Genomic DNA, 22,939 nt, shown 5'->3' with positions numbered 1-22,939 from the left:
CCCGCCGCCTTATTAGGCCATGTTCAGGGCTTCAGACAGGCACGCTTCGGCTGAATATGGCCTATTAAGGCGCCGGATCAAGAATAAGAAAACTATAAGAACGACATAACTATTAGAAACGCAGAAAACCATGTTGCAAGCCCTTAGCCCCTATTTCAAACCGAGCCGTTTAGCCGACTCGAAACTGCAGCAGGCCAGCGATTGGATTGGTGTGCTCGGGCTCTATATCTTCTCGTTTTTCAGCCTGCTGAGTATCGCCGGGGCCAACCTCGGACTGGGGATGATGCTGATCGGCCTGCTCCTCTCGAGTGACGCCTGGCGACGCCTGCCACGGCAGTTTCTGTTCTGGTCCTGTCTGATGATCATCGCCTACATTGTCTACCGGGGCACCGAGGCGATGGCCGAGATTCCACTCGACCACAAGACCCAGGCCAACCAGGCGCGGGACTGGGCACTGCTGTTTCTGTTCTTTATTCCCGCCTGGTGGCTGAGTCAGTCTCCCAGGCGAATCCCGACCGCCCTGGGTTTGATACTGACCGGGTTCACCCTGGGCATTCTCAGCGCATTGGACGGGGACACGCTTGCCCAACTGCTCCAGGGAGAGCGCTCCGGCATGCACTTCGGCAAACCGATCATCTTCGGCTTTGATTGTGCGGCGGTGATCCTTGGATTGATCGTATTGGCGATCTACCGACTCAACCCCCAACTGAAACAGAAGCCAGTCCAGCAGATCGTACTGGTTGTGCTGATCATTCTGGGCATACTCTTCTACACCCAGGGGCTGATCATCAGCCAGTCCCGCGGGGTCTGGCTGGCACTCTTTTTCGCCCTGCCCACCATCTTTCTGACACTCAAGTTCACCCGCCAGAGCAAGAAGCAGCCGAAGGTCTCCCTGCTGATGCCCTTGGCTGCGTTAGGTCTGGTCCTGGCACTGATCCTGGCACTCAACTGGGACACCATTCAGGCCAGGATCTCAACCGAGCAGACCGAGCTGGGCACCGTGGTCAGCCAGGGTCTGGACGAGGCCCCTCTCACCTCATCCACCTATCGCTTGCATCTGTGGGAGTTCGGACTCAACAAATGGCTGGAACGCCCATTTACCGGCTGGGGGCCTGGCACCACCCATGCCCTGGTGGAAGCGGAGAACAACCCCAATCTGAAGGACCACCGGGATATCGGCTTCGACCATCTGCACAACGCCTATCTGGAGGTGGTATTTCAGCTTGGACTGGTGGGTATCATGATCATCGCCCTGATCTGTGGCCTGATGGTCTCGAAAATCATGGAGGCGTTTCGTCGCCAGCGGATTTCGATCTACTTCCTCGCCTTCCTGTTCAGTAACTTCATGTTGATCGCCATCTATAGCCTGACCGACTTTCGCCATCTACACTGGAACTGGCGCTTCTACTGGCTGATAATCGCTGGCTGTGCCTATGCCTTTACCCTGATGACCTTCAGGCCACACCTTGAACGGCAGAACCGAAACCCCCAAGAGGCGTGATCGATGAGTGAAGACCAAACCATTGCCACCGGCCGCTGTCTGTGCGGCGCGGTAAGTTATCAGATCAAGGGAAACCTGGGAATATTTCAATATTGCCACTGCTCCCGTTGCCGCAAATTCACCGGCAGTGCCTTTGCAGCCAACCTGTTTGTCTCACCGAAGCAGTTTGAATGGCTGAGCGGCGAGGCGCTGGTGGGACGCTTCGAACTGAGCGAGGCGAAACACTTTGCCACCGGTTTCTGCAAACAGTGCGGCTCCTCTCTGCCCTGGCGTTCCCAGAGCGGCAAGGCGGTAATCGTGCCTGCCGGTACCCTGGATGAGGATCCGGGTATCCATCCCTCGCAGAATGTCTTCACCACCTCAGCTGCTGACTGGTACGAAGAACCCCATACACTGCCCCATTACGATACCCTGCCCGGCAAGAAATGAGTGACAGCAAGGTATTGCCCCCGGATCTCGCTGTGCTTGTATCACTCTCCGGAGAGGGAGGCGTGGAACGAATGGTGTTGAATCTGGTCAACGCCATCGCTGAACAGGGCACCCGGGTCGACCTGTTGTTGATCAAGACCAGCAGCAAACACCTGGATGCGCTCCACCCTCAAGTGAATCGCATCGATCTTGGCAGCAAGCATACTGCCACCAGCCTATGGCCGCTGCGCCGCTACCTGAAACAGGCCAAACCAGCAGCACTGCTGGCGGCAAAAGACCGTGCCGGTCGCATGGCAGTCATCGCCAGGGCACTGGCCGGCTCTGACAAAACCCGACTGCTGATGCGACTGGGTACCAACCTGACTGCCGCACTGGCGCATAAATCCCCCTGGCGGATGCGCCTGCGACGCCTGCCGATCCGCCTACTCTACCCGCACATCGACCGAATCATCGCCGTATCCGAAGGGGTTCGTCAGGATACCTTGGCGGTTTCCGGAGTCGATCCGCAAAAGGTCAGTGTGGTACGCAACCCGGTGATCACCCCGCAACTGCAGACAGCCGCGCAGGCACCCGTACCTCACCCCTGGCTCGAGGATTCCGGGATACCGGTAATACTGGGCGCCGGACGCCTGACTCTGCAGAAAGATTTTCATACCCTGATCCAGGCCTTTGCCCAGCTGAGAGAGCGGCGCCCCTGCCGCTTGATCATCCTTGGTGACGGACGACAGAAGGCGCCTTTACTGGAACTGGCTGAGAGCCTGGGTGTGACAGCTGACCTGGCCTTCCCCGGTTTCACCTCGAATCCCTACGCCTATATGAAACGGGCGCAGCTGTTTGTACTCTCATCCCGCTGGGAGGGTTCACCGAACGTACTCACCGAGGCGATGGCACTGGGGGTGCCGGTGGTCTCCACCGACTGCCCCAGTGGCCCTAACGAGATTCTGGATCAGGGCCGAATCGCACCGCTTGTCCCGGTTGGCGACCACCTGGCCCTGGCTGAGGCGATGGGGCAAGTGCTCGACTCTCCACCACAGAGCGAGCAGCTGCGTGAGGCTGTCGCGGAATACCGCGCTGAGATCAGCGCCACCCACTATTTAAAACTCATCGGTTGAACACCATGCTGCTTTCCATCAAATACAATTTTCTGTTCGTACACATCGCCAAGACCGGCGGCACCAGTGTCAGATCGGCACTGCAGCCCTTGCGCTGGCGTGACCCCTGGTACTACCCGATGTTTCTCTGCTCCCGCTTCAGCCATCTGAGCGGACACCGCATCGGCACCAAGTTCCCCCGTCACTCAAGGATCGTCGCCGCCAAGGAGTTGTTGCCGGAACAGTTCTTCAACAACCTGTTCAAGTTCGCTATTGTGCGCAACCCCTGGGATCTCCAGGTCAGCTCCTACCATCACATCCGCCGGGAACGCCCCCATCTGATCTCCCATATCGAGGACTTCGACCATTTCATCCGTTGGAAACTCGATCCGGAGCGGCCCTATCAATACCATGTGGACACCTCCATCCAATCCCAGCTCGACTACCTGGTCGACCTGCAGGGGAAGATCCTGGTGGATTTCATCGGCCACTACGAAAACCTGGCGGAAGATTTCAAATCGATCACAACCCAACTCAAGATCGATGGCATCAGTCTGCCCCACAAACGCCGGGCAAAAGATCGCTCAAAGGATTATCGGGAGTACTATACGGACGACCTGGCGGAACTGGTCGGTAACCATTTCAAACGGGACATCGAAGCCTTTGGTTATCATTTCGATCAGGCCAGGTGACTTCGGTTGGGCTGTATTGTAGGTTGAATCCAAAAGCACCGGCTGATGATCAATGCCAGGTTGAAGCCGCCGCCATCATAACCTTCGGACAATCCCGGGCCGAGAGGCTTCCGTCGAGAATCCTCAGCCCGGGAGCCGTTCATCACAGATGCGTTACTGTGGACAGTTCACCGTGTATTCCCATGCGGTGCCACTGGTACCCTCACAGTTGGGAACCACCTCTACCGCGATCACCGACGAGTTGCCCGAGTAGCTGATGGGTACTGTCCTATCCTCACCCACACAACCGCTATCGAACAACAGCTCGCCTTCATAGTGCAAGCGCATGCGATCACGAATGTTGTAGGTTTCGTAGTAGAAATCGAAACTCCCTGAATTCTGACCCAACTCGATCTGACGGGTGTCCGGTGTGTCACCTCCCGCATTCTGGGTACTGCTGCAGGCTTCCGGTTCACCGGTGCCATAAAACTTCAGACGCCAGGACTGTAAGGTACCGCTATCGCCGGTCACCCGATCCCGTACCGTCAAGGTCCATTCACCATCGGCTTCACCCCCAAGGTGTCGGGCACTGCCGAACACCCAGCCACTGAAACTGCTGCAGGTCACCCGAGTGAACAGAGGGAATCCGCTGGAACAGCCACGGGGCTCGCTAAGCACACTCTGTGAGCCATCGGGACCGGTCAGCAGAACTTCGAGATCACCGGGCTCCGTATGGCTGGCGCTGAAGGTGATTTCAACATACTCAATATGGTCGATGCCGCTGTTGGATACGGTAATGGTACTGGTTGTTGTACCCATATCCGCGATCGGTTCATTCGGACTCTCCAGATCCGTCTCATGGGTTCGCTCCTGGCCGAGATTGGTCCAGCTGCGCGCCAGTGCGACAGCCGCCTGAGCATCAGGAACACCAAAACCATACTTGTGATTGAAATGGTAACGGGGATTGGTTCCTGTGGTCAGCCAGCCGGAATCAGAGGCGTGGTTTTTACGTGCACTCTGGGCCAGAATCATGCGCACATCCCGCCAACCCAGATTGGGATTCGCTTCGAGTATCAGGCCAACCACACCGGAGACGACCGGTGCTGCAGCCGATGTCCCACTGAAGCAGGTGTAACTGCGGTTCGACACGTCGGCGGTTCCATCGCTGGAGTCGTTGTAGGGCAATTCGCCGGTTCTATCGGTTGAGAGAACACAATCTGAGCCCGGTGCGCTGACCCACAGATTGGCGCCACTCTCGGAGAAGTCGACCTGTCTACCATCATTGCCGACGGCCCCCACCGCAATCACTCCCCGGTTGTTCACATACCCGTCATGATTGGAATTATCCCCTCTCTCTGCCCCATTGCCTCCGGCAAACACATACACAATGCCTCGACCGAAACGGCCGCTGGCGAGACCGGTCTGGATCGCGGATTCCCATAACGACGGTGGCGACTCAAGCATGCCGGTGCTGTCGAACGAACCCCAACTGTTACTGGATACCGCGTTGTCCACCGCATCACGTGACATGGCGTCGGCTTTATCCGCATCGGTATTGGTGAGGATCGCGTTATAGCCAATCAGACTGGCGCGAGGCGCGACACCACGCACACCCACCCCATTCAAATCCCGAGCCGCAATCAGTCCCGCCACGGCGGTACCGTGGGCGAATGGGTCGGACGCACTGGGTTGCGGTGGCGATGGATCGGTATCGCTGTTTTGATAGTCCCAGCTCTGATCCACCGCCACATTGGCGGCAAGATCTTCATGGCCGATCTCCACACCATCATCAACCACCACGATGCGTACACCGCGGCCCTTGATCCCGTCCACATCCCATACGGGCTCTGCATTGATATCCTCTCCGGCGGTAGCACCACTCTGCCCGGTATTCTTGATGTGCCACTGCTGATCATAGAGCGGGTCACCCTGAGTCAGGGTCAGATAGATCTCGGTATCGGCGTTGATCGTCACCACGCAACTGGTTCCGGCTCCGGAACAACCACCACCGCTCCACTCCTCAACGGCGTTGTCAGGGGCTGGATAGACGTTTAACGTCACACGGCTGCCACTGTCGAATCGCGCCGAGCAAACACTGTCGATTTCACTGCAATTGATACCGCTTGGGGTAGAGATGATGCCACCTTCACCGTCTCCGGTAATATTGATGGTCAGCAGAAAGGTCGTCAGTTGATCGATGATCTCATCTTCCACATCCTCATCATCTTCAACACCGCCGCAAGAACCGAGCAGGCCGGTGGTTAACACCAATAGGAACCCGGCCAGCGGCCCCCACCTGAATCCGTTTGGATTCTGTTTCGATTGAATTGCGATCGTCATGCTCTAACGCCTTGAACTGGGTTTCCACCAATTGGGGGTTGCATTGACAACTTCACCGGACTCCCGCAATTGATTGGCGAGTTCCAGGGCTTCAATCCCTGGTGCGGTACGCAACAGATAGGTGTGAGCACCAATAGGTAAGCGGCGCTCCACTTCAAGGCCTTTGCGAATCAACCAATTATCAATCTGAGGCTTCTCCCAGCTTGGATCGAGGGTCACAATCAGCCCGCCGGGTAGCGCCCTTAACGGCCCTCCCTCAGTGGAAGAGTCGTGAAATACCGGTGAAAGCCTGCCGGCATACTGCTCGGATTTCGCCTGTTGCGTCACGTTTAATGAGTTACCCGACTCGAGCCGCCAGAAGCGCACACTACCTTGAGCCGGAAACGCCGCCACATCCCGCCCGTTGTAGCGCTGGCGCATCACGGATGCGGTGGCATCGGAAGATTCAAACTCCACGATCAGGCTTGGATTGAGCCAGACGGTTCTTGCCTCGTCGCCGTCGTACCAGACATATTGCTGCTGAAGTGTGGCGATGCTCTTGTAGGATTTGTTATTCAGCGTACCGGCCGAGGGTCCGGCACAGGCCGTGGCGATGGTCATGAAAAAAATGATCGGCAGACAACAATCTCGTAGTGCCCGAAGATGTTTCATCTCAACTTCCCCCCATGCCAGATTGATTGCGATGACCTGCATCGCGCTCCCTTCAGGTCAGATCCAGGCTCCCTGGCGACCGAGATACGGCTATTCAGAGAAGCTCTTAGGTGTCTTGGTTGTTTGTTCTCGAACCCAGTGCAGACTTGGATCCTGAAAGCGTGGACCGTTGAAACCGGTCTCTACACATTTAACGGGATTCGATGCAAAACACCCCGTCACTGAACAAATTAAACACTGTACAAAGATGCCAGATAAAAGGATTGAATAAAAGCGGACACCACGCTGGCAAGCGCCAAAACAAGAATAAAAATACTGAATTGATGATACAAGGAAACTGAGGATACGTGATTGAAGGTTCCATCAACTTGGGCAGCTGGATTCAGGCCTGATCCGGAGTGAACGCGGCAAGCCTGGTCAGGCCAACTCGATACATAATCTGTTTGACCACCATGTCGCACTAATTCCGTCGATGTTGACTATCAGCCAACCCAAGCAGCTGGCTTACTCGGCCTGCGGCAACCCTATGGCCTTCAAGTAGCTGGCGACACTTTTCTCCAACATGTAGGGTGCCGCCGCAGCCTGAAGCCGCTCCCTGGGCAATGGATTGTCCAGTTGCCTGGCCATTGCATCGGCCAGGGCGGCCGGATCGCCCGGTGGCGCCAGTGGCTCTCCAGGCAGATCCCCGAGCAGCTCCTCAGGGCCACTCGGGCAACTGGTGGAAGCCACCGGTGTCCCGGCAGCCAGGGCTTCAACCAGCACTGCCCCCAATCCTTCCCATAAAGAGGAGAGCACAAACAGCGCCGAGGCCTTCATGTAGGGGTAGGGGCTGTCCACAAAGCCAGGGAGTGAGACCCGCTGCTCCAGACCCAGCTTTTTTACTTCGGCTTCGAGCCGCTCACGGGCACGCCCTTCACCAACGATCATCAGGCGGCAGTCATATCGATCCTTGAGCCGTGCGAATGCCCGTATCAGGGTGGTAAAGTCTTTTCGGCGGCAGAGCTCTCCCACCCCAAGGATCACTCTCGGTTCACCGGGTTTGAACCAGGGATGATCAAGCGGCTGATTCAGCCGCTGATAAAATCTCGGCGTGATAATCGGGCTGGGCACCACTTCAATTCGTGAGCGCTCAACACCGATGTAGTCGGCAAAATCATCCGCCGCACCCTGAGATGGAACCAGGATGGTATCCGCATGACGATAGAGGTAGCGCATGGAATTACGCTGCACGAAGCGATCGAAGCGACTGCGGCTGGCCAGATTCTTACTCACCGTGGTTCCGCTGCGTACCGCAACCCGGGCACGATTGCCGCTCAGGGCATTGGCCAGCAGGGCGGTACGATTGACCCGGTCCTTGTCTGAGAGCAGTACCTCGGGACGGTTCTGTTTCAGATACCGAATCAGCTCCGGCAGGGCGGGATAGACATGCTTGGCTTTGAACTCCACCACCCGCAGATTCTCCGGCAGAGGGTGATTCAGCTCCGGTCCATGGTTGTGGATCTTCAGCAGGTCGACCTGATAGCCCGCATCGGCCATACCGGGCAGCAGGTTTTTCGCCAGCCGGTCCACGCCACTGTGGCCGGAGGTGGCAAGAAAGCAGGCGATACGGCGGGACTCAACCATCGACCGCCACTGGGGCTGTCAGGCCGAATGCAGCAAGATAGCTTCTGGCGCTTCGCTCCAGGGTGTACTCACTTACCGCCGCCTTAAGCTTTTCAGGATCCGGCGGCTGATTCAGGGTTTGCAGCATCGCCTTGGCCAGACCGTCCACATCCCCCACTTCGACTAACGGCGCCACTTCACCTGCCCGGGTAATCTCAAAGGGACCGGAGGGGCAGTCGGTGCTGACCGAGGGGGTGCCCAGGGCCAGTGCTTCGGTGAGCACGTTGGGGGATCCCTCCCACAGCGAGGAGAGTACAAACAGTCCGGCATGTTTCAGATAGACGTAGGGGTTGTCGACAAAGCCAGCGAGACGAAAATCGTCCTCAATCGCCAACTCCCCGGCGAGCTGTTTCAACTGCGCCTCTTTATTTCCCTGACCAAGAATCATCAGACGACAGGGCTGCTGCTGTCGCACCTGGGCAAAGGCACGCAACAGGGTGGGAAAATCCTTTTGCCGGCGCAATCCGCCGATACCGAGTATCACCGGCGGTTGGCCCTCAGCCAGCCAGGGATCCGGCAGCTCGGCCAGTGACTGTTGATAGAGCTCGGGGGTGATGGTTGGGTTTTTGATCACATTGATCCGCTCCCGGGGGATACCGCTCAACGCCATCACTTCATCCGCAACCCCCTGGGAGACCGCGACCACACCATCGGTCTGGTTGAACAACTTGACCAGATTACGGGTCTTCAGCCAACGCCGCAGCCAGCCCATGCCCCGGGCCTTCATGCGCGAGACCAGAGCCGTGCCCGGGCGCAGGTAGAAGCGTGTCTTGCCACTGTGGTGTTGCCGCGCCTGCATGGCGATCTCGTCATCCCGGGTCTTTGCCGTCAGCAGGATGTCGGGATCGTTCTGCTGCAGATAGTCGAGCAACCTGGGCAGGGAGTCGCTCTGTTTGGCCACCGGAAACTTGATCACCCGAACGTTCTCGGGCAGCAGATGGAGATAGGGGGCATTGCTGTTTTTGATGATGAAATCGACCTTCACCCCGATCAGTGCCAACCCTCTGGCAATATTGACCATCATGCGTTCAACGCCACCGTCACCAAACTTCAGAATAAACAGACAGACGTGAGGAACAGGTTTGGATGAATCGGGCATGGGTTTATCTAATCCGGATAGCGCCATCAGTAGACAACAGTTGCATTAAGACAGCTTAGGCTCGGCCCAAAATGGCAGTGTGTACCATCAATGGGTTTTGGTGGGGCGTGGCCCCACCAGATGCGGCTTAAGATAAGCGCCATTCAGCTTAGGCCTGTCCTGTAAGGAGCGCATGATATCACCTTTCCAATCAAGGCACAGGCAACGTCAGGTTTAGAGCCAGCAAGAGATTCCAAAGCTGGAATCAACCATAAAGACCTATTCCCGAATGCACTGAGCACAGGCGTTTTGATAGAGCTGCGCATCAGCCTCACTGAAACAGCATGCGATAATGCGTTGGAAACGTTCCCGCCAGGCTTGCATCACCGACAGAGCGATCTCAGCCGCCTCGCGCTTGGGATAACCATAGACGCCGGTGCTGATGCCGGGGAAGGCGATCTGCTGCAGCTTATGTTCTGACGCCAGGGCGAGGCTGTTCTCGTAACACTCCCGAAGCAGTTTCGGTTCACCCAGGGTGCCACCCTGCCAAATCGGCCCAACCGTATGAATCACCCATTTTGCGGGCAGATTGTAACCGGGCGTCAATTTCGCCTCACCTACCTGGCAGCCGCCGAGGCTACGGCAGTAGTCGAGCAGCTCCCCACCAGCGGCCCGATGGATGGCGCCATCCACCCCCCCACCACCAAGCAGGGTTGTATTGGCGGCATTGACGATAACATCAACTTCCAGCCGGGTGATGTCTGCCGTTACAATGTGTATCTGACCCATAATCCCTAGTGTAGGCATAACGCCGAGAATGGCCTGATTAAAAAGTAAATGCGCAATCCCTGTGCGGTCGCCAATCAGGTAGAATCCTTATAATCAAGAAGATCACAACACCACCCCATGTCCTATTCAACACTTAATTTACTACTGCTGCTGATGCTGGTTGCCTGGTTCTGGCGAGACAGTCTGAAAGTCAGAGAGGTGGCGATCCGGATCAGCCGCAGCAGCTGTCAAAGCCATGGGGTTCAGTTTCTGGATCAGACGGTGGCACTGCACCGGTTGGGAGTCCGCTGGTTGCGTAGTGGTCCGAAACTACGTCGGGTCTACGCATTTGACTACAGTCTTGAGGGATCGGGGCGCCGCACCGGCTATCTGGTAATGCTGGGCATGCACAATGTGAGTCTGCACATGGATATCCCTCAGCCGCCACAACCCCCAGCCGAACCATCAGAGCAGCAGCAGGATTAAGCTATTTGACAACCTTCAGCGCCGGACGGCTGCTGGGCGGTTTGGGATCCGGATCGTCTTCCGGTTCGCTGTCAGTATCCACTTCCTCTTCCGGAAACAGCATGCCCTGACCATTCTCCTTGGCGTAGATCCCCATCACCGCACCTGGGGGGATGAGTATCTCTTCCTCAGCACCCCTGAAGCGGGCACTGAAGCTGATCCAATCATTCCCCAGCTCCAATCCGAACACAGCAGATGGGTCCACATTCAGAATGATGCGTCCGTTTTCGACGAACTGCATCGGCACAACAGCCCCCTGATACTCCGCATTGACCATCAGATAGGGAGTTTTACCGTTATCCACCAGCCACTCATAGAGGGCACGGATCAGATAGGGGCGATTGGATGTCATCTCTGACATGGTTTAACCTGGAGTCCGCAGATGGACAGGATGAAGTGTGCGCTTGTGGTGGTGCAGGGCAAGGAGTTGCAACGCCGCCACAGGCGTGCAATTCGCCCTGTAGCATGACTCACCCGGCGGGTGATACCTTCTATCGAACACTTATTCATATCACTCTTCAATCTTAGTAGCAGAATGGAGCGGTCAACTGCAGATTCAAGGTTTCAACCACGCATTTCCTGTTCGGCTTCGGAGAGACTCTTGATGAACGACTCTTTCTCAAACAGACGCTTGGAGTATTCATGCAGGCCCTTGGCGCTGGCCGGAATCTCGATGCCCATCTCAGGCAGGCGCCACAACAGCGGTGCGATAGCACAATCCACCAGGGAGAACTCATCGCTCATGAAGAAGGGCTTGGCGCCAAATACCGGCGCGGTGGAGATCAGGCTCTCACGCAGCTCTTTGCGAGCCTTTGCCGCCTCTTTCTTGCCGCTCAGAATGATATCCAGCTGACGATACCAATCCGACTCGACCCGATACATCAGCAAACGCGATGTTGAACGGGAGACAGGATCGACAGGTAACAGGGGCGGATGGGGAAACCGCTCATCCAGGTACTCCATGATGATACGGGACTCGTACAGTTTGAGATCCCGGTCCACCAGGGTTGGAAGGGTTCCGTAGGGATTCAGCTCCATCACCTCTTCAGGCACGTTCAGCGGATCGATATCCTCCACTTCGTAGGTGATGTTTTTTTCCGCCAGCACCATCCTGACCCGGTGGCAGTAGGGGTCCGTCGGATCCGAATAGAGGGTCATCACTGAGCGTTTATTCGCAACTGCTGCCATTTATTGCCTCTCTCCAAAAATTCTGACACGCCATCGACCATTGGATTTTGTGCCGGAATAATAGTTTTTCACATAAAAAAAGGCGCACAGTATAACGCAACTGTGCGCCTTTTTGTCAGCTAAACACCAATGAGTGCTAGTGAACGTCCTTCCAGTACTCCTTTTTGAGCAGGTAGGACATCACAAAGAACACTGCGATGAACAGCAGAACCCAGACACCCAGGCGCTTTCTCTCCATCTGGATCGGCTCACCGATGTAGCTCAGGAAGGCGGTAATATCACGCGCAACCTGATCGAACTCTTCCGCGCTCATGGTGCCTTCGCTGGCGGGTTCCAGGTGATCCAGCACTTCGGTTTCAGTACCGTTGTGGACTTCGGTCTTGTAGACCGCCTTCTGATCACCCTGCAGCTGCCACAGCACATTCGGCATGCCTACATCGGGGAAGACCCGGTTGTTGACACCGAAGGGACGCTTCTCATCGAGGTAGAAGCCACGCAGGTAGGTGTAGAGCCAGTCCACGCCACGGGCACGGGCGATCACACTCAGATCCGGTGGCGGATTACCGAACCACTCGGTACCTTTCTCGGCTGTCATGGCGATGTTCATGGTTTCACCGATCTTGTCGGTGGTGAACATCAGATTATCGATGACCTCCTGCTCGGTCAGACCCAGATCCTTCGCCATACGGTTATAGCGTTGGTACTTGGCCGAGTGACAACTCAGACAGTAGTTCATGAAGTACTTGGCACCGCGCTGCAGGGAGGCCTGATCGCTCAGATCGATGTCCGCGTCGTCCAGCGGCACACCACCACCGGCTGCCAGCCCGAGCATCGGGGTCACGGCTAATAAGAATGCAACAATCAGCTTTTTCATTCGGTCACCCTCTCTGGCACGGGTTTGGTATTGTCCATCTTGCTGTAGATCGGCATCAGCAGGAAGAAGGCGAAGTAGTAGATGGTGCCGATCTGCGCCAACAGCTTGTAGAGGTCAGTGGTCGGTTGAGTACCCAGATAGCCGAGCAGGATGAAGTTGACCACGAAGACCCACAGCATCACTTTATAGAGCGTACCTTTGTAACGAATCGACTTGACCGGGCTGCGATCCAGCCAGGGCATGAAGAACAAGATCAGGATCGAGGCAAACATCGCCACCACACCCGGGAAGGCCGAACCGGCAATCGAGGGCACAGCACGCAGAATCGCGTAGAACGGGGTGAAGTACCACACCGGCGCGATATGCTCAGGCGTCTTCAGCGGGTTGGCCGGTTCGAAGTTCGGATGCTCGATGAAGTAGCCTCCCATCTCCGGCGCGAAGAAGACCACCGCCGCGAAGATGAACAGGAATCCGGCAACCCCGGCAATATCCTTCACCGTGTAGTAGGGGTGGAAGGGAATACCATCGGCAGGCGCTTTGTCAGACCAGCGGTTGCCCTTCGGTCCCTTCTTGATCTCCACACCGTCAGGGTTGTTGGAACCGACTTTGTGAAGCGCAACGATATGGATGAACACCAGTGCGGCCAAGATGAAAGGCAGCAGGAAGTGCAGGGCAAAGAAACGGTTCAGGGTCGCATCGGAGATGACATAGTCACCACGTACCCAGACACCCAGGTCCGGGCCGATCACCGGTACCGCTGAGAACAGGTTGACGATAACCTGGGCGCCCCAGTAGGACATCTGCCCCCAGGGCAGCAGATAACCGAAGAAAGCGGTCGCCATCATCGCCAGGTAGATGATCACACCGATGATCCACAGCAGCTCTCTTGGCTTGCGGTATGAACCGTACATCAGACCACGAAACATATGCAGATAGATCACCACGAAGAAGGCTGAAGCACCGGTTGAGTGCATGTAACGAATCAACCAGCCCCAGTCCACATCACGCATGATGTATTCCACAGAACCGAATGCCAGTTCCGCATCAGGCTTGTAGTTCATCGCCAGCCAGACGCCGGTGAGGATTTGAATAACCAGTACCAGCAGGGCGAGTGAGCCCATGAAGTACCAGAAGTTGAAGTTCTTGGGGGCGTAGTATTGCGCCAGGTGCTCGTTCCAGACCTTGGTCGCCGGATAGCGGTCGTCTATCCAAGTCATAAAATTTTTCATCATACTCATGAGGATGAACCTCCGTCGGCACCGACCAGAATCTTCGTATCAGTGAGATACTGGTAAGGGGGAATTTCCAGGTTTTTCGGTGCAGGCACACCGGCGTAGACACGACCAGCCAGGTCGAATCGCGAACCGTGGCAAGGACAGAAGAAGCCACCTTTCCAATCAGCGCCGAGATCCTCGGGAGCCACTTCAGGACGGTAGGTGGGAGAACACCCCAGATGAGTACAGATACCCACAGCGACAAGATACTTCTCATTGACAGCCCGGGTCGGGTTTTTGCAGTAGTCTGGCTGCTGTCCGGTATCGTCGGAGTTTGGATCGGCCAAAACACCATCCAGTGACGGCAGATCAGTAAGGTTCTTATCGGTACGATGAACGATCCAAACCGGCTTTCCGCGCCATTTCACCCGCATCAGCTGACCCGCTTCGAGCTTGCCGATATCGGCCTCAACCGGCGCACCTGCCGCCTTGGCCTTCTCACTGGGGGCCCAGGCCGCCAGAAATGGATAGATCACGAAACCGGCACCAACCGCTCCGACCGCACTGGTAGCAAGCGTAAGGGTACGCCGCTTCTTTAAATCAACGCCATCTGCGCTCATAACTTTATGGACTCCCCGGATACTGTCATGAGCCTTCGAAGCCGAAACGGCCCCTTCCCAGCCCACATTTTCAGGACATTAGAATATACTTACATAAAACAATGAAAATTAACCGCGCATTCTCCACAATGTGACCATGTTGGTCAAGGCGCATTCACATGGCGAAGATAAATAAAACCGTGTAAAGCCACTCCATTTAAACGGGGTTTTCAATATCGCAAAAGCGCCATTCAAGCTGATGGCGCTCAGCCAGATGGCGTCCCAAGGCCTCAACCCCATAGCGCTCTGTTGCATGGTGGCCCGCCGCAAAATAGTGGATATCGAGCTCCCTGGCCAGGTGCACCGTGGGCTCCGACACCTCACCGGATATATAGGCGTCGAGCCCCAGCGCGGCGGCCTGATCGATATAACCTTGGGCCGCGCCGGTACACCAGCCAAGCCGCTTGATCTGTGGCCGCTCGGCACGGATATGCAGCGGCTCCCTGCCCAGCACCTCGGTCAGCTTGGCATTCAGGGTTTGCGGCGATTGGGGTTGGGCGAACTCGGCCGTCCACACCAGGCCCTGCCCGGCGGTTGAAGCTTCCGCCTGGGGCAGACCCAGATGATTGCCCAATTGACGGTTGTTGCCAAACGCCTCATGGGCATCCAGCGGCAGATGATAGGCGAGCAGGCTGATGCCCTGACGATAGAGAGTGGCAATCCGCTGCCCTTTAATGCCGCGCAGTGGCTGCGGCTCACCCTTCCAGAAATAGCCGTGATGCACCAGCAAGGCATCCGCCCCCCACTCTGCAGCCGCATCGATCAGCGCCTGGCTGGCGGTCACGCCCACCATCAACTTACCAACCGTGGTACCGGCCTCGACCTGGATACCGTTAGGGCAGTAGTCATCGAAGCTATCCGCTGCCAACAATTGGTTACAGTAGTTTTCAAGCGTTATCAGTTCAATCATGTTATGTTTGCCTGCATTTGGGCTCTACTGGGCCTGGCGTGCTCTGCCCATCAAAGTATCGAGCACTATCCAGCGAATTTGAGACTTTTTCTCGGCCATCGACTCAACTTAAACCTTTTTAGAGCTGCCAGAAGTAACGTTTTTACCACACTAGATCATCCGATGCGTATGCAAAGACTGCTATCTCTACTACTCACGGCCTTGACCGCCGGCCTGGCAGGGGCCATCGTTGTCCTGTTCCTGATGCCTGAACGCATGTTATCACCGCAACCGGCAAGCCCACCCGCCGCGACGACCGCCGACCAGCCGAAGATCAACCTGCCCAGAGAGTCCGGGCCGGTATCCTATGCGGACGCAGTCGACCGGGCTGCCCCATCGGTGGTCAATATCTTCTCCACGAAAATCACCACCGAATCCCAGGCAATGCGCTTCAAGGATCCGGTTCTGCAGCACCTGTTCGGCAGCATTCTGCCGGAAAAGACCCGTCAACGTCTGGATACCAGTCTTGGCTCCGGAGTAATCATCACAGAAGACGGTTACATGCTGACCAACCACCATGTGATCGATGGCGCCGACGAGATCAAAGTGGTGCTGGCCAACGGTCAGAGCGTCAGTGTCAGTGTTGTGGGCAGTGACGCGGAATCCGATGTGGCGGTGCTTAAGATCAATAGCGAAGAATCCCTGCAACCGATACCGGTTGGCCACTCCAGCACCCAGCAGGTGGGAGACGTGGTACTCGCCATCGGCAATCCATTCGGTGTGGGACAGACCGTGACCATGGGCATTATCAGCGCCACCGGCAGATCACGACTCGGTATCAGCACCTTCGAGAACTTCATACAAACCGATGCGGCAATCAATCCGGGTAATTCCGGAGGCGCACTGGTAAACGGCCACGGGGAACTGATTGGCATCAACACCGCCATCTTCTCCCAGACCGGCGGCTCCCATGGGATCGGTTTTGCCATCCCCTTCGATCTGGCCCAGGGCATCATGCAACAGCTGATCAGCACCGGACATGTGGTGCGTGGCTGGATCGGCATCCAGGGCCAGGATGTCACCAAAAAGCTGGCTGAGGCTTTCGGCCTGCACATTGAGGACGGCGTCCTGGTGACCGGGGTGCTGGAAAACGGCCCGGCAAGCCAAGCCGGCTTACGGCCGGGTGATGTGATCACCAGCATCAACCAGATCCAACTCAATAACTCCCAGGACCTGATGCAGCATATTGCCGGCCTGCCACCCGGCACCGAGCTGATGATTGGCGGCTGGCGCGGCAGCGACGCCTTCAATCTGAAAACCGTTTCCGGTGAGCGCCCGGTATTCGATGAGTAAATCCGACCTTAGCAGGGGCTGACCAGCCCTTCCCAGGCCCCTATCACCCGATATTCATCGGGTTTCAGATCACGCCTCTCTGGCTATACTGAAACCAAGGCCTGACAACCGATTGCGGCACTTCAGTGGCCACTACATCGAGACCAACGAGGTTCCTCCGAGCGACCGCAGGCAAGGTCTCGGGACAGAGAAGAAATCCAAAAAGGAGCTGTTTCATGAAACAAGCCGAAGAGATCGAAAGAATTATCGATACTGTCGGCAAGACCCTGCAAACCCAGCTCTCGCCGATTGAAAGAAGCCGGCTTCACCAGGCGCTGATCAAATCCCTCGACACCCCAGAGGGAGGGGTTCGTCCGGAAACCAAACAGGTCACCATTCTGCTCTCCGACCTGAGAGGCTTCACCGCACTCTCGGAACACTACCAACCCGATGTCGTCATCGAGATCCTGAATTTCTACTTCTCCCGCATGTGCGAGATCATCTTCCGTTTCGGCGGCACCATCGACAAGTTCATGGGCGACTCCATCATGGCCCTGTTCGGGCTCTCGGAACAGCGGGATGACGATCTGGAGCGGGCCATCGCCTGTGCCGTGGAGATGCAGCGCAGCATGCAGAGCATCAACAGCGAAAACATCCAGCATGGTCACCCGCGGTTGTTCATGGGCATCGGCATCAACACCGGTGAGGTGGTTGCCGGCAACCTGGGATCGGAGCTGCACCACGAGTACACGGTGATCGGTGATGAGGTCAACCTCGCCTCACGCATCGAGGCCTACAGCCTCAGAGGCCAGATTCTGCTCAGCGAGCACTCACGGGAGCTGGCGAAAGAGTTCATTGAGTGTGAAAAACCGAATCAGGTACTGGTCAAGGGTAAGCAGATCCCGGTCAACCTCTACGAGCTGATCTCGACCAATCGCCCACGGTTTCTCGAGGTGCCGCGGGTGGAATCCCGTAAGAGTCCACGCATAGAGGTTGATTTTCCACTAACCTTTCAAACTCTTAAGAATAAAACCGTCTCTGATACAAGTTACGGGGGGCGGGCCATCGACCTGAGCTATTACGGTCTTCAGGCCCGTCTGCCAATTGAACTGCAGACCCTGTCGGACATCCGAATCACACTCTACACCTCAATGATGAGCGAACAGAGCAGCCACATCTATGCAAAGATTCTCGACAATGAGAAGAACGGCGAGGACTGGCTCTGCCGGATGGAGTTTACCGGCATCGACGAAGCGGGGCAGAGCGCCATCAAGCGGTACATCGACCAGGCGGTGAGTCGGCGCTGACCTGTTTGATTAAGTAAGTTTTTTTACAAGTACTCCCGTTTTCCGTCCAATTTCGTTATCATCTCCTGTCTTTTTCGTCAGAAACCCTGAGGTTGGGTGGATTTCAGTCGGACAGTGAGCTTCCACGACTGTCGCTCTCCATACCCAACCTGGTTCTATAAACCGGATTACAGGCCTATACCATAAGATTAAAGATATAGGCGCTGGATCCAGGGCTGATTCAATCTACAGTAGGGCCTGTTAATACTGGCTATCCGGGACAACCATGGATAAATTGATCATTCGCGGGGGTACACCCCTATCGGGGGAGGTACGCATTGCTGGCGCCAAAAACGCAGCACTGCCGATTCTGGCCGCCACCCTGCTGTCGGAATCCTCGATGCGGGTCGGCAACGTACCGCACCTGCAGGACATCACCACGACCATGGAACTGCTCGGCGGCATGGGCGTCAGCCTGATGGTGGACGAAAAGATGGGCATCGAGGTGGATGCCAATACCATCAAGGAGTTCAACGCACCCTACGAACTGGTTAAAACCATGCGTGCATCGATCCTGGTACTGGGACCGATGCTATCCCGCTTCGGCCAGGCCGATGTCTCCCTGCCCGGTGGCTGTGCAATCGGATCCCGACCGGTGAATCTGCACATCGACGGCCTGCGGGCGATGGGTGCCGACATCGATGTGGAGAACGGCTACATACGCTCCCGCTGCAAGCGACTGCACGGAGCCCGTATCGTGATGGACATGGTGACTGTGACCGGCACGGAGAACCTGATGATGGCCGCCGCCCTGGCGAAAGGCACCAGCCTGATCGAGAATGCCGCACGGGAACCGGAAGTGGTCGATCTGGCCGAGTGCCTCAATCTGATGGGCGCCAAGATCAGCGGCGCCGGTTCACCCATCATCACCATCGAGGGCGTCGACAGTCTGCAGGGCACTGAATACAACGTACTGCCCGACCGGATCGAAACCGGCACCTTCCTGGTCGCCGCCGCCATCTCCAGAGGCAATATCAAAGTGCGCGACACCCGCCCCGAGCTGGTGGATTCGGTACTGCAGAAACTGCGCGAGGCCGGAGCGGTGATCGAGACCGGTGAGGACTGGATCAGCCTCGACATGCAGGGCAACCGTCCACAGGCCGTGGATGTCTATACTGCCCCCTACCCGGCATTCCCGACCGACATGCAGGCCCAGTTCACGGCACTGAATTCAGTGGCGGAAGGGGTGGGCATTGTCACCGAAACCATCTTTGAAAACCGCTTCATGCACGTCCATGAACTGCAGCGCATGGGCGCCCAGATCAAACTCGAAGGCAATACGGCGATCTGCACCGGCTCGGAAAAACTGACCGGCGCCCCGGTGATGGCCACCGACCTGCGCGCCTCCGCCAGCCTGGTGCTGGCCGGACTGATCGCTGAAGGTGAGACTCTGGTCGACCGGATCTACCATATCGACCGGGGATACCAGAACATCGAAGAGAAGCTGGCCGGCCTGGGAGGCGAAATACGGCGGATCCCCAGTTAATACCCAGGAAAACCGGGTAGCGGTGGAATAATCGCCCTTTCCCGGATTCCATACGCTTCGTCATTTGTTATCCTTGCAGCTTCCAAGCTGTGCTAACCCTGAACCAATCATGAAATTTGACGCACCCATTACCATCGCCCTGTCGAAAGGCCGCATCTTCAACCAGAGTCTGCCGCTGCTGGCCCATGCCGGGATCGAGCCGGCCGACGACCCGGAGAAGAGCCGCAAGCTGATTCTCGATACCAATCATGAACAGGTCAAACTAGTGATCATTCGCGCCACCGACGTACCCACCTATGTGGAGTATGGCGCTGCGGATCTCGGCATCGCCGGTAAGGATGTGCTGCTCGAGCATGGGGGTGAGGGGCTCTACGAACCTCTGGATCTTAATATCGCCCGCTGCCGGATGATGACTGCCGGTTACCCTGACGCGGTGGAGCAGAAAGGACGTCTGCGGGTGGCCACCAAGTATGTCAAAAGCGCGCAACGCTATTTTGCCGCCAGAGGTGAACAGGTCGAGATCATCAAGCTCTATGGCTCGATGGAGCTGGCGCCCATCGTCGGTCTGGCGGATATCATTGTCGACCTGGTAGAGAGCGGCAATACATTGAAGGCGAATGGACTGGTACCGCTTGAGCATATCGCCGATATCAGCTCCAGACTGGTGGTCAACAAAGCCTCCTGGAAGATGAAGCACGGCCTGATCATGCAGCTGATCGAAGCCTTCCGCGAAGCGGTTAAGAAATAGCCCCAGCCAATCCGCTATTATGGACGGGCGGATTCACTGAAACTCCGGTCTCCCGAAGAGCCGGACCATCCATTTAGAGAACTTGAAGATGAGCGACATACGCAAACTGTCGACCAGTGACGGCGACTTCCAGCAGCAACTCGACGCCCTACTCGCCTGGGAATCGGTCTCCGATACTGCTGTCAACGATACGGTCAACCAGATCATTCAGGATATTCGCCAACGGGGCAATGAGGCGCTGCTGGAATTCACCCATCGCTTCGATCGCTGGCAGGCAAACAGCGCTGATGATCTGCAGATTCCACTGAGTCGACTGCAACAGGCCTGGGAGACAATTCCCGAGTCGCAGCAGCAGGCGTTGCAGGTCTCAGCCGATCGGATCCGTGCCTATGCACAACGTCAGCTGATGGACTCCTGGTCCTACACCGAGGCGGACGGCACACTGCTGGGTCAACAGGTGACCGCGCTGGACCGGGTTGGATTGTATGTGCCTGGCGGCAAGGCTGCCTATCCATCATCGGTGCTGATGAACGCCATCCCCGCCAAGGTTGCCGGGGTCGATGAGCTGATCATGGTGGTCCCCACCCCGGACGGGGAACTCAACGAACTGGTATTGGCAGCCGCTCACGTCTCCGCAGTTGACAAGGTATTTGCCGTGGGTGGCGCCCAGGCTGTGGCGGCATTGGCTTATGGTACAGAAACCGTACCACCGGTGGATAAAATCGTCGGCCCGGGAAATATCTATGTGGCAACCGCCAAACGGGCGGTATTCGGTCAGGTCGGTATCGACATGGTGGCCGGCCCCTCTGAAATCCTCATCGTCTGTGATGGTGAAACCGATCCGGACTGGATCGCCATGGATCTCTTCTCCCAGGCGGAACATGATGAAGACGCCCAATCGATCCTGCTCTGTCCCGATGGTGACTACCTGAAACAGGTGGAATCCAGTATCGACCGACTGCTGCCGACCATGGAGCGTCAGGAGATCATCGCCACCGCACTGCGGGTGCGTGGTGCGCTGATCGAGGTCAAGGATATGCAGGAAGCGGTGAGCGTGGCCAACCACATCGCCCCTGAGCATCTGGAGCTCTCGGTGGCCAACCCGCAGGAGATGGTCAAAAGCATCCATCACGCTGGTGCCATCTTTATGGGCCGACACACCGCCGAAGCCATGGGTGACTACTGTGCCGGGCCCAACCATGTGCTGCCCACATCCCGCACGGCGAGATTCTCCTCGCCTTTGGGCGTCTACGACTTCCAGAAGCGTTCCAGCCTGATCATGGCCTCCCCGGATGGCGCGGACACGCTGGCACGAACCTCTTCTGTGATGGCGCGCGGCGAGGGGCTGACCGCCCATGCCCGCTCGGCCGAGTACCGTTTCAAGGCTGACAAGGATTAATCAGCATGAACCCCTACTGGAGCCCGGGCATCGACAAGCTCTCCCCCTATGTTCCGGGGGAGCAGCCCAAGCTTGCGCAACTGGTCAAACTGAATACCAACGAAAACCCCTATGCCCCCTCACCCAAAGTGATCGAGGCGATCCGTGAAGAGGCGGGGGAGAACCTGCGGCGCTACCCTCAGGCTGACTCCGCCGAACTGAGACAGGTAGTGGCGGACTATTATGGTCTGCAACCCGACCAGGTATTTGTCGGCAATGGTTCCGATGAGGTGCTTGCCCACACCTTCTTCGCCCTGTTCCAGCAGCCGAAGCCACTGCTGTTTCCCGACATCAGCTACAGCTTCTACCCGGTCTACTGCGGTATCTACAACATCGACTACCGCACCATCCCCCTGCGGGATGACTTCTCCATCGGCATTGAAGATTATCAGTTGGAAAACGGCGGTATCATCTTCCCCAATCCGAATGCCCCTACCGGGCGGTTATTGGCGCTATCCAGCATCGAACAACTGCTGAAGGCTAATCGCGACTCTGCCGTGGTGGTAGACGAGGCCTACATCGATTTCGGAGGCCAGAGTGCAGCCTCGCTGATCAACCGCTATCCCAACCTGCTGGTGGTGCAGACCCTGTCCAAATCCCGCTCCCTGGCCGGTCTGAGGATTGGCCTGGCGATGGGGGATGTGGGCCTGATCGAAGGTCTGATCCGAGTCAAAGACAGCTTCAACTCCTATCCGATGGATCGTATCGGTGCCAAAGCGGCGATCGCCTCATTCAAGGATGAGGACTATTTTCAGCAGATCCGTCAACAGATCATCAACTCCCGGGACGCCCTCACCGATGCACTGACCAAGCTGGGTTTCCAGGTGCTGCCGTCTGCAGCCAACTTCGTCTTTGCCACTCACCCCGGGCATCAGGCAGAGACCATCTCAGCCAAACTGCGGGAACAGGGCGTCATCGTTCGCCACTTCAAACAGCCCCGTATCAAAGAGTTTCTACGCATCACCATCGGCACAGCGGAAGAGAACCAAAGACTGCTCGAAGTACTGCAGCAGATCATCTGAGCAATATTGAGTCCGCAAATGAACTCT

The 22,939-nt window shown here is 56.8% G+C and carries 22 protein-coding genes; 11 read left to right on the top strand and 11 right to left on the bottom strand.

Annotation, left to right across the window (positions count from 1 at the left end):
- Window positions 1-130: 130 nt before the first annotated feature.
- From A3193_RS17350 to A3193_RS17335, 4 genes are read left to right on the top strand one after another with little or no spacing between them, the layout of a single operon-like run.
- Complete coding sequence (locus A3193_RS17350; RefSeq protein WP_069003001.1) at window positions 131-1,501, top strand: O-antigen ligase family protein; 1,371 nt, start codon at window positions 131-133, stop codon at window positions 1,499-1,501.
- A gap of 3 nt (window positions 1,502-1,504) precedes the next feature.
- Window positions 1,505-1,930 (top strand): GFA family protein, encoded by a 426-nt coding sequence (locus A3193_RS17345; RefSeq protein ID WP_069003002.1) that lies wholly within the window; start codon window positions 1,505-1,507, stop codon window positions 1,928-1,930.
- Entirely contained in the window at window positions 1,927-3,042 is a 1,116-nt protein-coding gene (locus A3193_RS17340; RefSeq protein ID WP_069015375.1) for a glycosyltransferase, read from the top strand. Before A3193_RS17345 ends, A3193_RS17340 begins: the two co-directional genes overlap by 4 nt.
- 5 nt (window positions 3,043-3,047) lie before the next feature.
- Window positions 3,048-3,713, top strand: coding sequence for a sulfotransferase family 2 domain-containing protein (locus tag A3193_RS17335; RefSeq protein WP_069004049.1), 666 nt, complete (start codon window positions 3,048-3,050; stop codon window positions 3,711-3,713).
- A 153-nt stretch (window positions 3,714-3,866) separates the two neighbouring features.
- On the opposite strand, the gene A3193_RS17330 is transcribed toward A3193_RS17335, so the two are convergent.
- From A3193_RS17330 to A3193_RS17310, 5 genes are all read right to left on the bottom strand, one after another.
- Window positions 3,867-6,032: a S8 family serine peptidase gene (locus A3193_RS17330; RefSeq protein WP_069015374.1), complete on the bottom strand. Its 2,166-nt coding sequence runs from the start codon at window positions 6,030-6,032 to the stop codon at window positions 3,867-3,869.
- 3 nt (window positions 6,033-6,035) lie between these two features.
- Complete coding sequence (locus A3193_RS17325; protein WP_069015373.1) at window positions 6,036-6,725, bottom strand: hypothetical protein; 690 nt, start codon at window positions 6,723-6,725, stop codon at window positions 6,036-6,038.
- 462 nt (window positions 6,726-7,187) lie between these two features.
- Window positions 7,188-8,306 (bottom strand): glycosyltransferase, encoded by a 1,119-nt coding sequence (locus A3193_RS17320; RefSeq protein WP_069015372.1) that lies wholly within the window; start codon window positions 8,304-8,306, stop codon window positions 7,188-7,190.
- Window positions 8,299-9,444, bottom strand: a complete 1,146-nt coding sequence (locus A3193_RS17315; RefSeq protein WP_069015371.1) for a glycosyltransferase — start codon at window positions 9,442-9,444, stop codon at window positions 8,299-8,301. Before A3193_RS17315 ends, A3193_RS17320 begins: the two co-directional genes overlap by 8 nt.
- Window positions 9,445-9,702: 258 nt before the next feature.
- Window positions 9,703-10,212: an O-acetyl-ADP-ribose deacetylase gene (locus A3193_RS17310; protein WP_069015370.1), complete on the bottom strand. Its 510-nt coding sequence runs from the start codon at window positions 10,210-10,212 to the stop codon at window positions 9,703-9,705.
- 117 nt (window positions 10,213-10,329) lie between these two features.
- Here A3193_RS17310 and A3193_RS17305 point away from each other — a divergent pair, with 117 nt between their 5' ends.
- Window positions 10,330-10,677: a DUF3301 domain-containing protein gene (locus A3193_RS17305; protein WP_069003009.1), complete on the top strand. Its 348-nt coding sequence runs from the start codon at window positions 10,330-10,332 to the stop codon at window positions 10,675-10,677.
- Window position 10,678: 1 nt separating this feature from the next.
- Here the strand turns inward: A3193_RS17305 and A3193_RS17300 are convergent, their stop codons facing one another.
- The 6 genes from A3193_RS17300 to A3193_RS17275 form a co-directional block, all read right to left on the bottom strand.
- Complete coding sequence (locus tag A3193_RS17300) at window positions 10,679-11,077, bottom strand: ClpXP protease specificity-enhancing factor (RefSeq protein WP_305782046.1); 399 nt, start codon at window positions 11,075-11,077, stop codon at window positions 10,679-10,681.
- A 203-nt stretch (window positions 11,078-11,280) separates the two neighbouring features.
- Window positions 11,281-11,904, bottom strand: a complete 624-nt coding sequence (locus A3193_RS17295; protein WP_069003010.1) for a glutathione S-transferase N-terminal domain-containing protein — start codon at window positions 11,902-11,904, stop codon at window positions 11,281-11,283.
- A 136-nt stretch (window positions 11,905-12,040) separates the two neighbouring features.
- Window positions 12,041-12,778, bottom strand: a complete 738-nt coding sequence (locus tag A3193_RS17290; protein WP_069003011.1) for a cytochrome c1 — start codon at window positions 12,776-12,778, stop codon at window positions 12,041-12,043.
- Window positions 12,775-14,016: a cytochrome b gene (locus A3193_RS17285; RefSeq protein WP_069003012.1), complete on the bottom strand. Its 1,242-nt coding sequence runs from the start codon at window positions 14,014-14,016 to the stop codon at window positions 12,775-12,777. Before A3193_RS17285 ends, A3193_RS17290 begins: the two co-directional genes overlap by 4 nt.
- Window positions 14,013-14,612, bottom strand: coding sequence for a ubiquinol-cytochrome c reductase iron-sulfur subunit (gene petA, locus A3193_RS17280; RefSeq protein WP_069003013.1), 600 nt, complete (start codon window positions 14,610-14,612; stop codon window positions 14,013-14,015). Before petA ends, A3193_RS17285 begins: the two co-directional genes overlap by 4 nt.
- A 196-nt stretch (window positions 14,613-14,808) precedes the next feature.
- On the bottom strand, window positions 14,809-15,561 hold the full coding sequence (locus tag A3193_RS17275; protein ID WP_069015369.1) for a Nif3-like dinuclear metal center hexameric protein: 753 nt from the start codon (window positions 15,559-15,561) through the stop codon (window positions 14,809-14,811).
- Between the two features lie 162 nt (window positions 15,562-15,723).
- On the opposite strand from A3193_RS17275, the gene A3193_RS17270 reads away from it, so the two are divergent.
- The 6 genes from A3193_RS17270 to hisC all read left to right on the top strand — a co-directional run bounded on the left by A3193_RS17270 (window position 15,724) and on the right by hisC (window position 22,912).
- A complete protein-coding gene (locus tag A3193_RS17270; protein WP_083218830.1) occupies window positions 15,724-16,893 on the top strand; it encodes a trypsin-like peptidase domain-containing protein in 1,170 nt (389 codons plus the stop codon).
- A gap of 215 nt (window positions 16,894-17,108) precedes the next feature.
- A complete protein-coding gene (locus A3193_RS17265) occupies window positions 17,109-18,179 on the top strand; it encodes an adenylate/guanylate cyclase domain-containing protein (protein ID WP_069003015.1) in 1,071 nt (356 codons plus the stop codon).
- Between the two features lie 265 nt (window positions 18,180-18,444).
- Complete coding sequence (gene murA / locus A3193_RS17260) at window positions 18,445-19,704, top strand: UDP-N-acetylglucosamine 1-carboxyvinyltransferase (RefSeq protein ID WP_069003016.1); 1,260 nt, start codon at window positions 18,445-18,447, stop codon at window positions 19,702-19,704.
- Window positions 19,705-19,813: 109 nt separating this feature from the next.
- The gene (gene hisG / locus A3193_RS17255; protein ID WP_069003017.1) at window positions 19,814-20,452 is read left to right on the top strand and encodes an ATP phosphoribosyltransferase; all 639 of its coding nucleotides are present in this window, start codon (window positions 19,814-19,816) and stop codon (window positions 20,450-20,452) included.
- 88 nt (window positions 20,453-20,540) lie between these two features.
- On the top strand, window positions 20,541-21,851 hold the full coding sequence (gene hisD / locus A3193_RS17250) for a histidinol dehydrogenase (RefSeq protein WP_069003018.1): 1,311 nt from the start codon (window positions 20,541-20,543) through the stop codon (window positions 21,849-21,851).
- A 5-nt stretch (window positions 21,852-21,856) separates the two neighbouring features.
- Complete coding sequence (gene hisC / locus A3193_RS17245) at window positions 21,857-22,912, top strand: histidinol-phosphate transaminase (RefSeq protein ID WP_069003019.1); 1,056 nt, start codon at window positions 21,857-21,859, stop codon at window positions 22,910-22,912.
- Window positions 22,913-22,939 lie beyond the last annotated feature (27 nt).

Source organism: Candidatus Thiodiazotropha endoloripes (assembly GCF_001708965.1).
In the GTDB taxonomy this organism is placed as follows: domain Bacteria; phylum Pseudomonadota; class Gammaproteobacteria; order Chromatiales; family Chromatiaceae; genus Thiodiazotropha; species Thiodiazotropha endoloripes.
The sequence above is the reverse complement of the archived record's forward strand: the minus strand, read 5'-3'. Positions and strand labels throughout refer to the sequence as shown.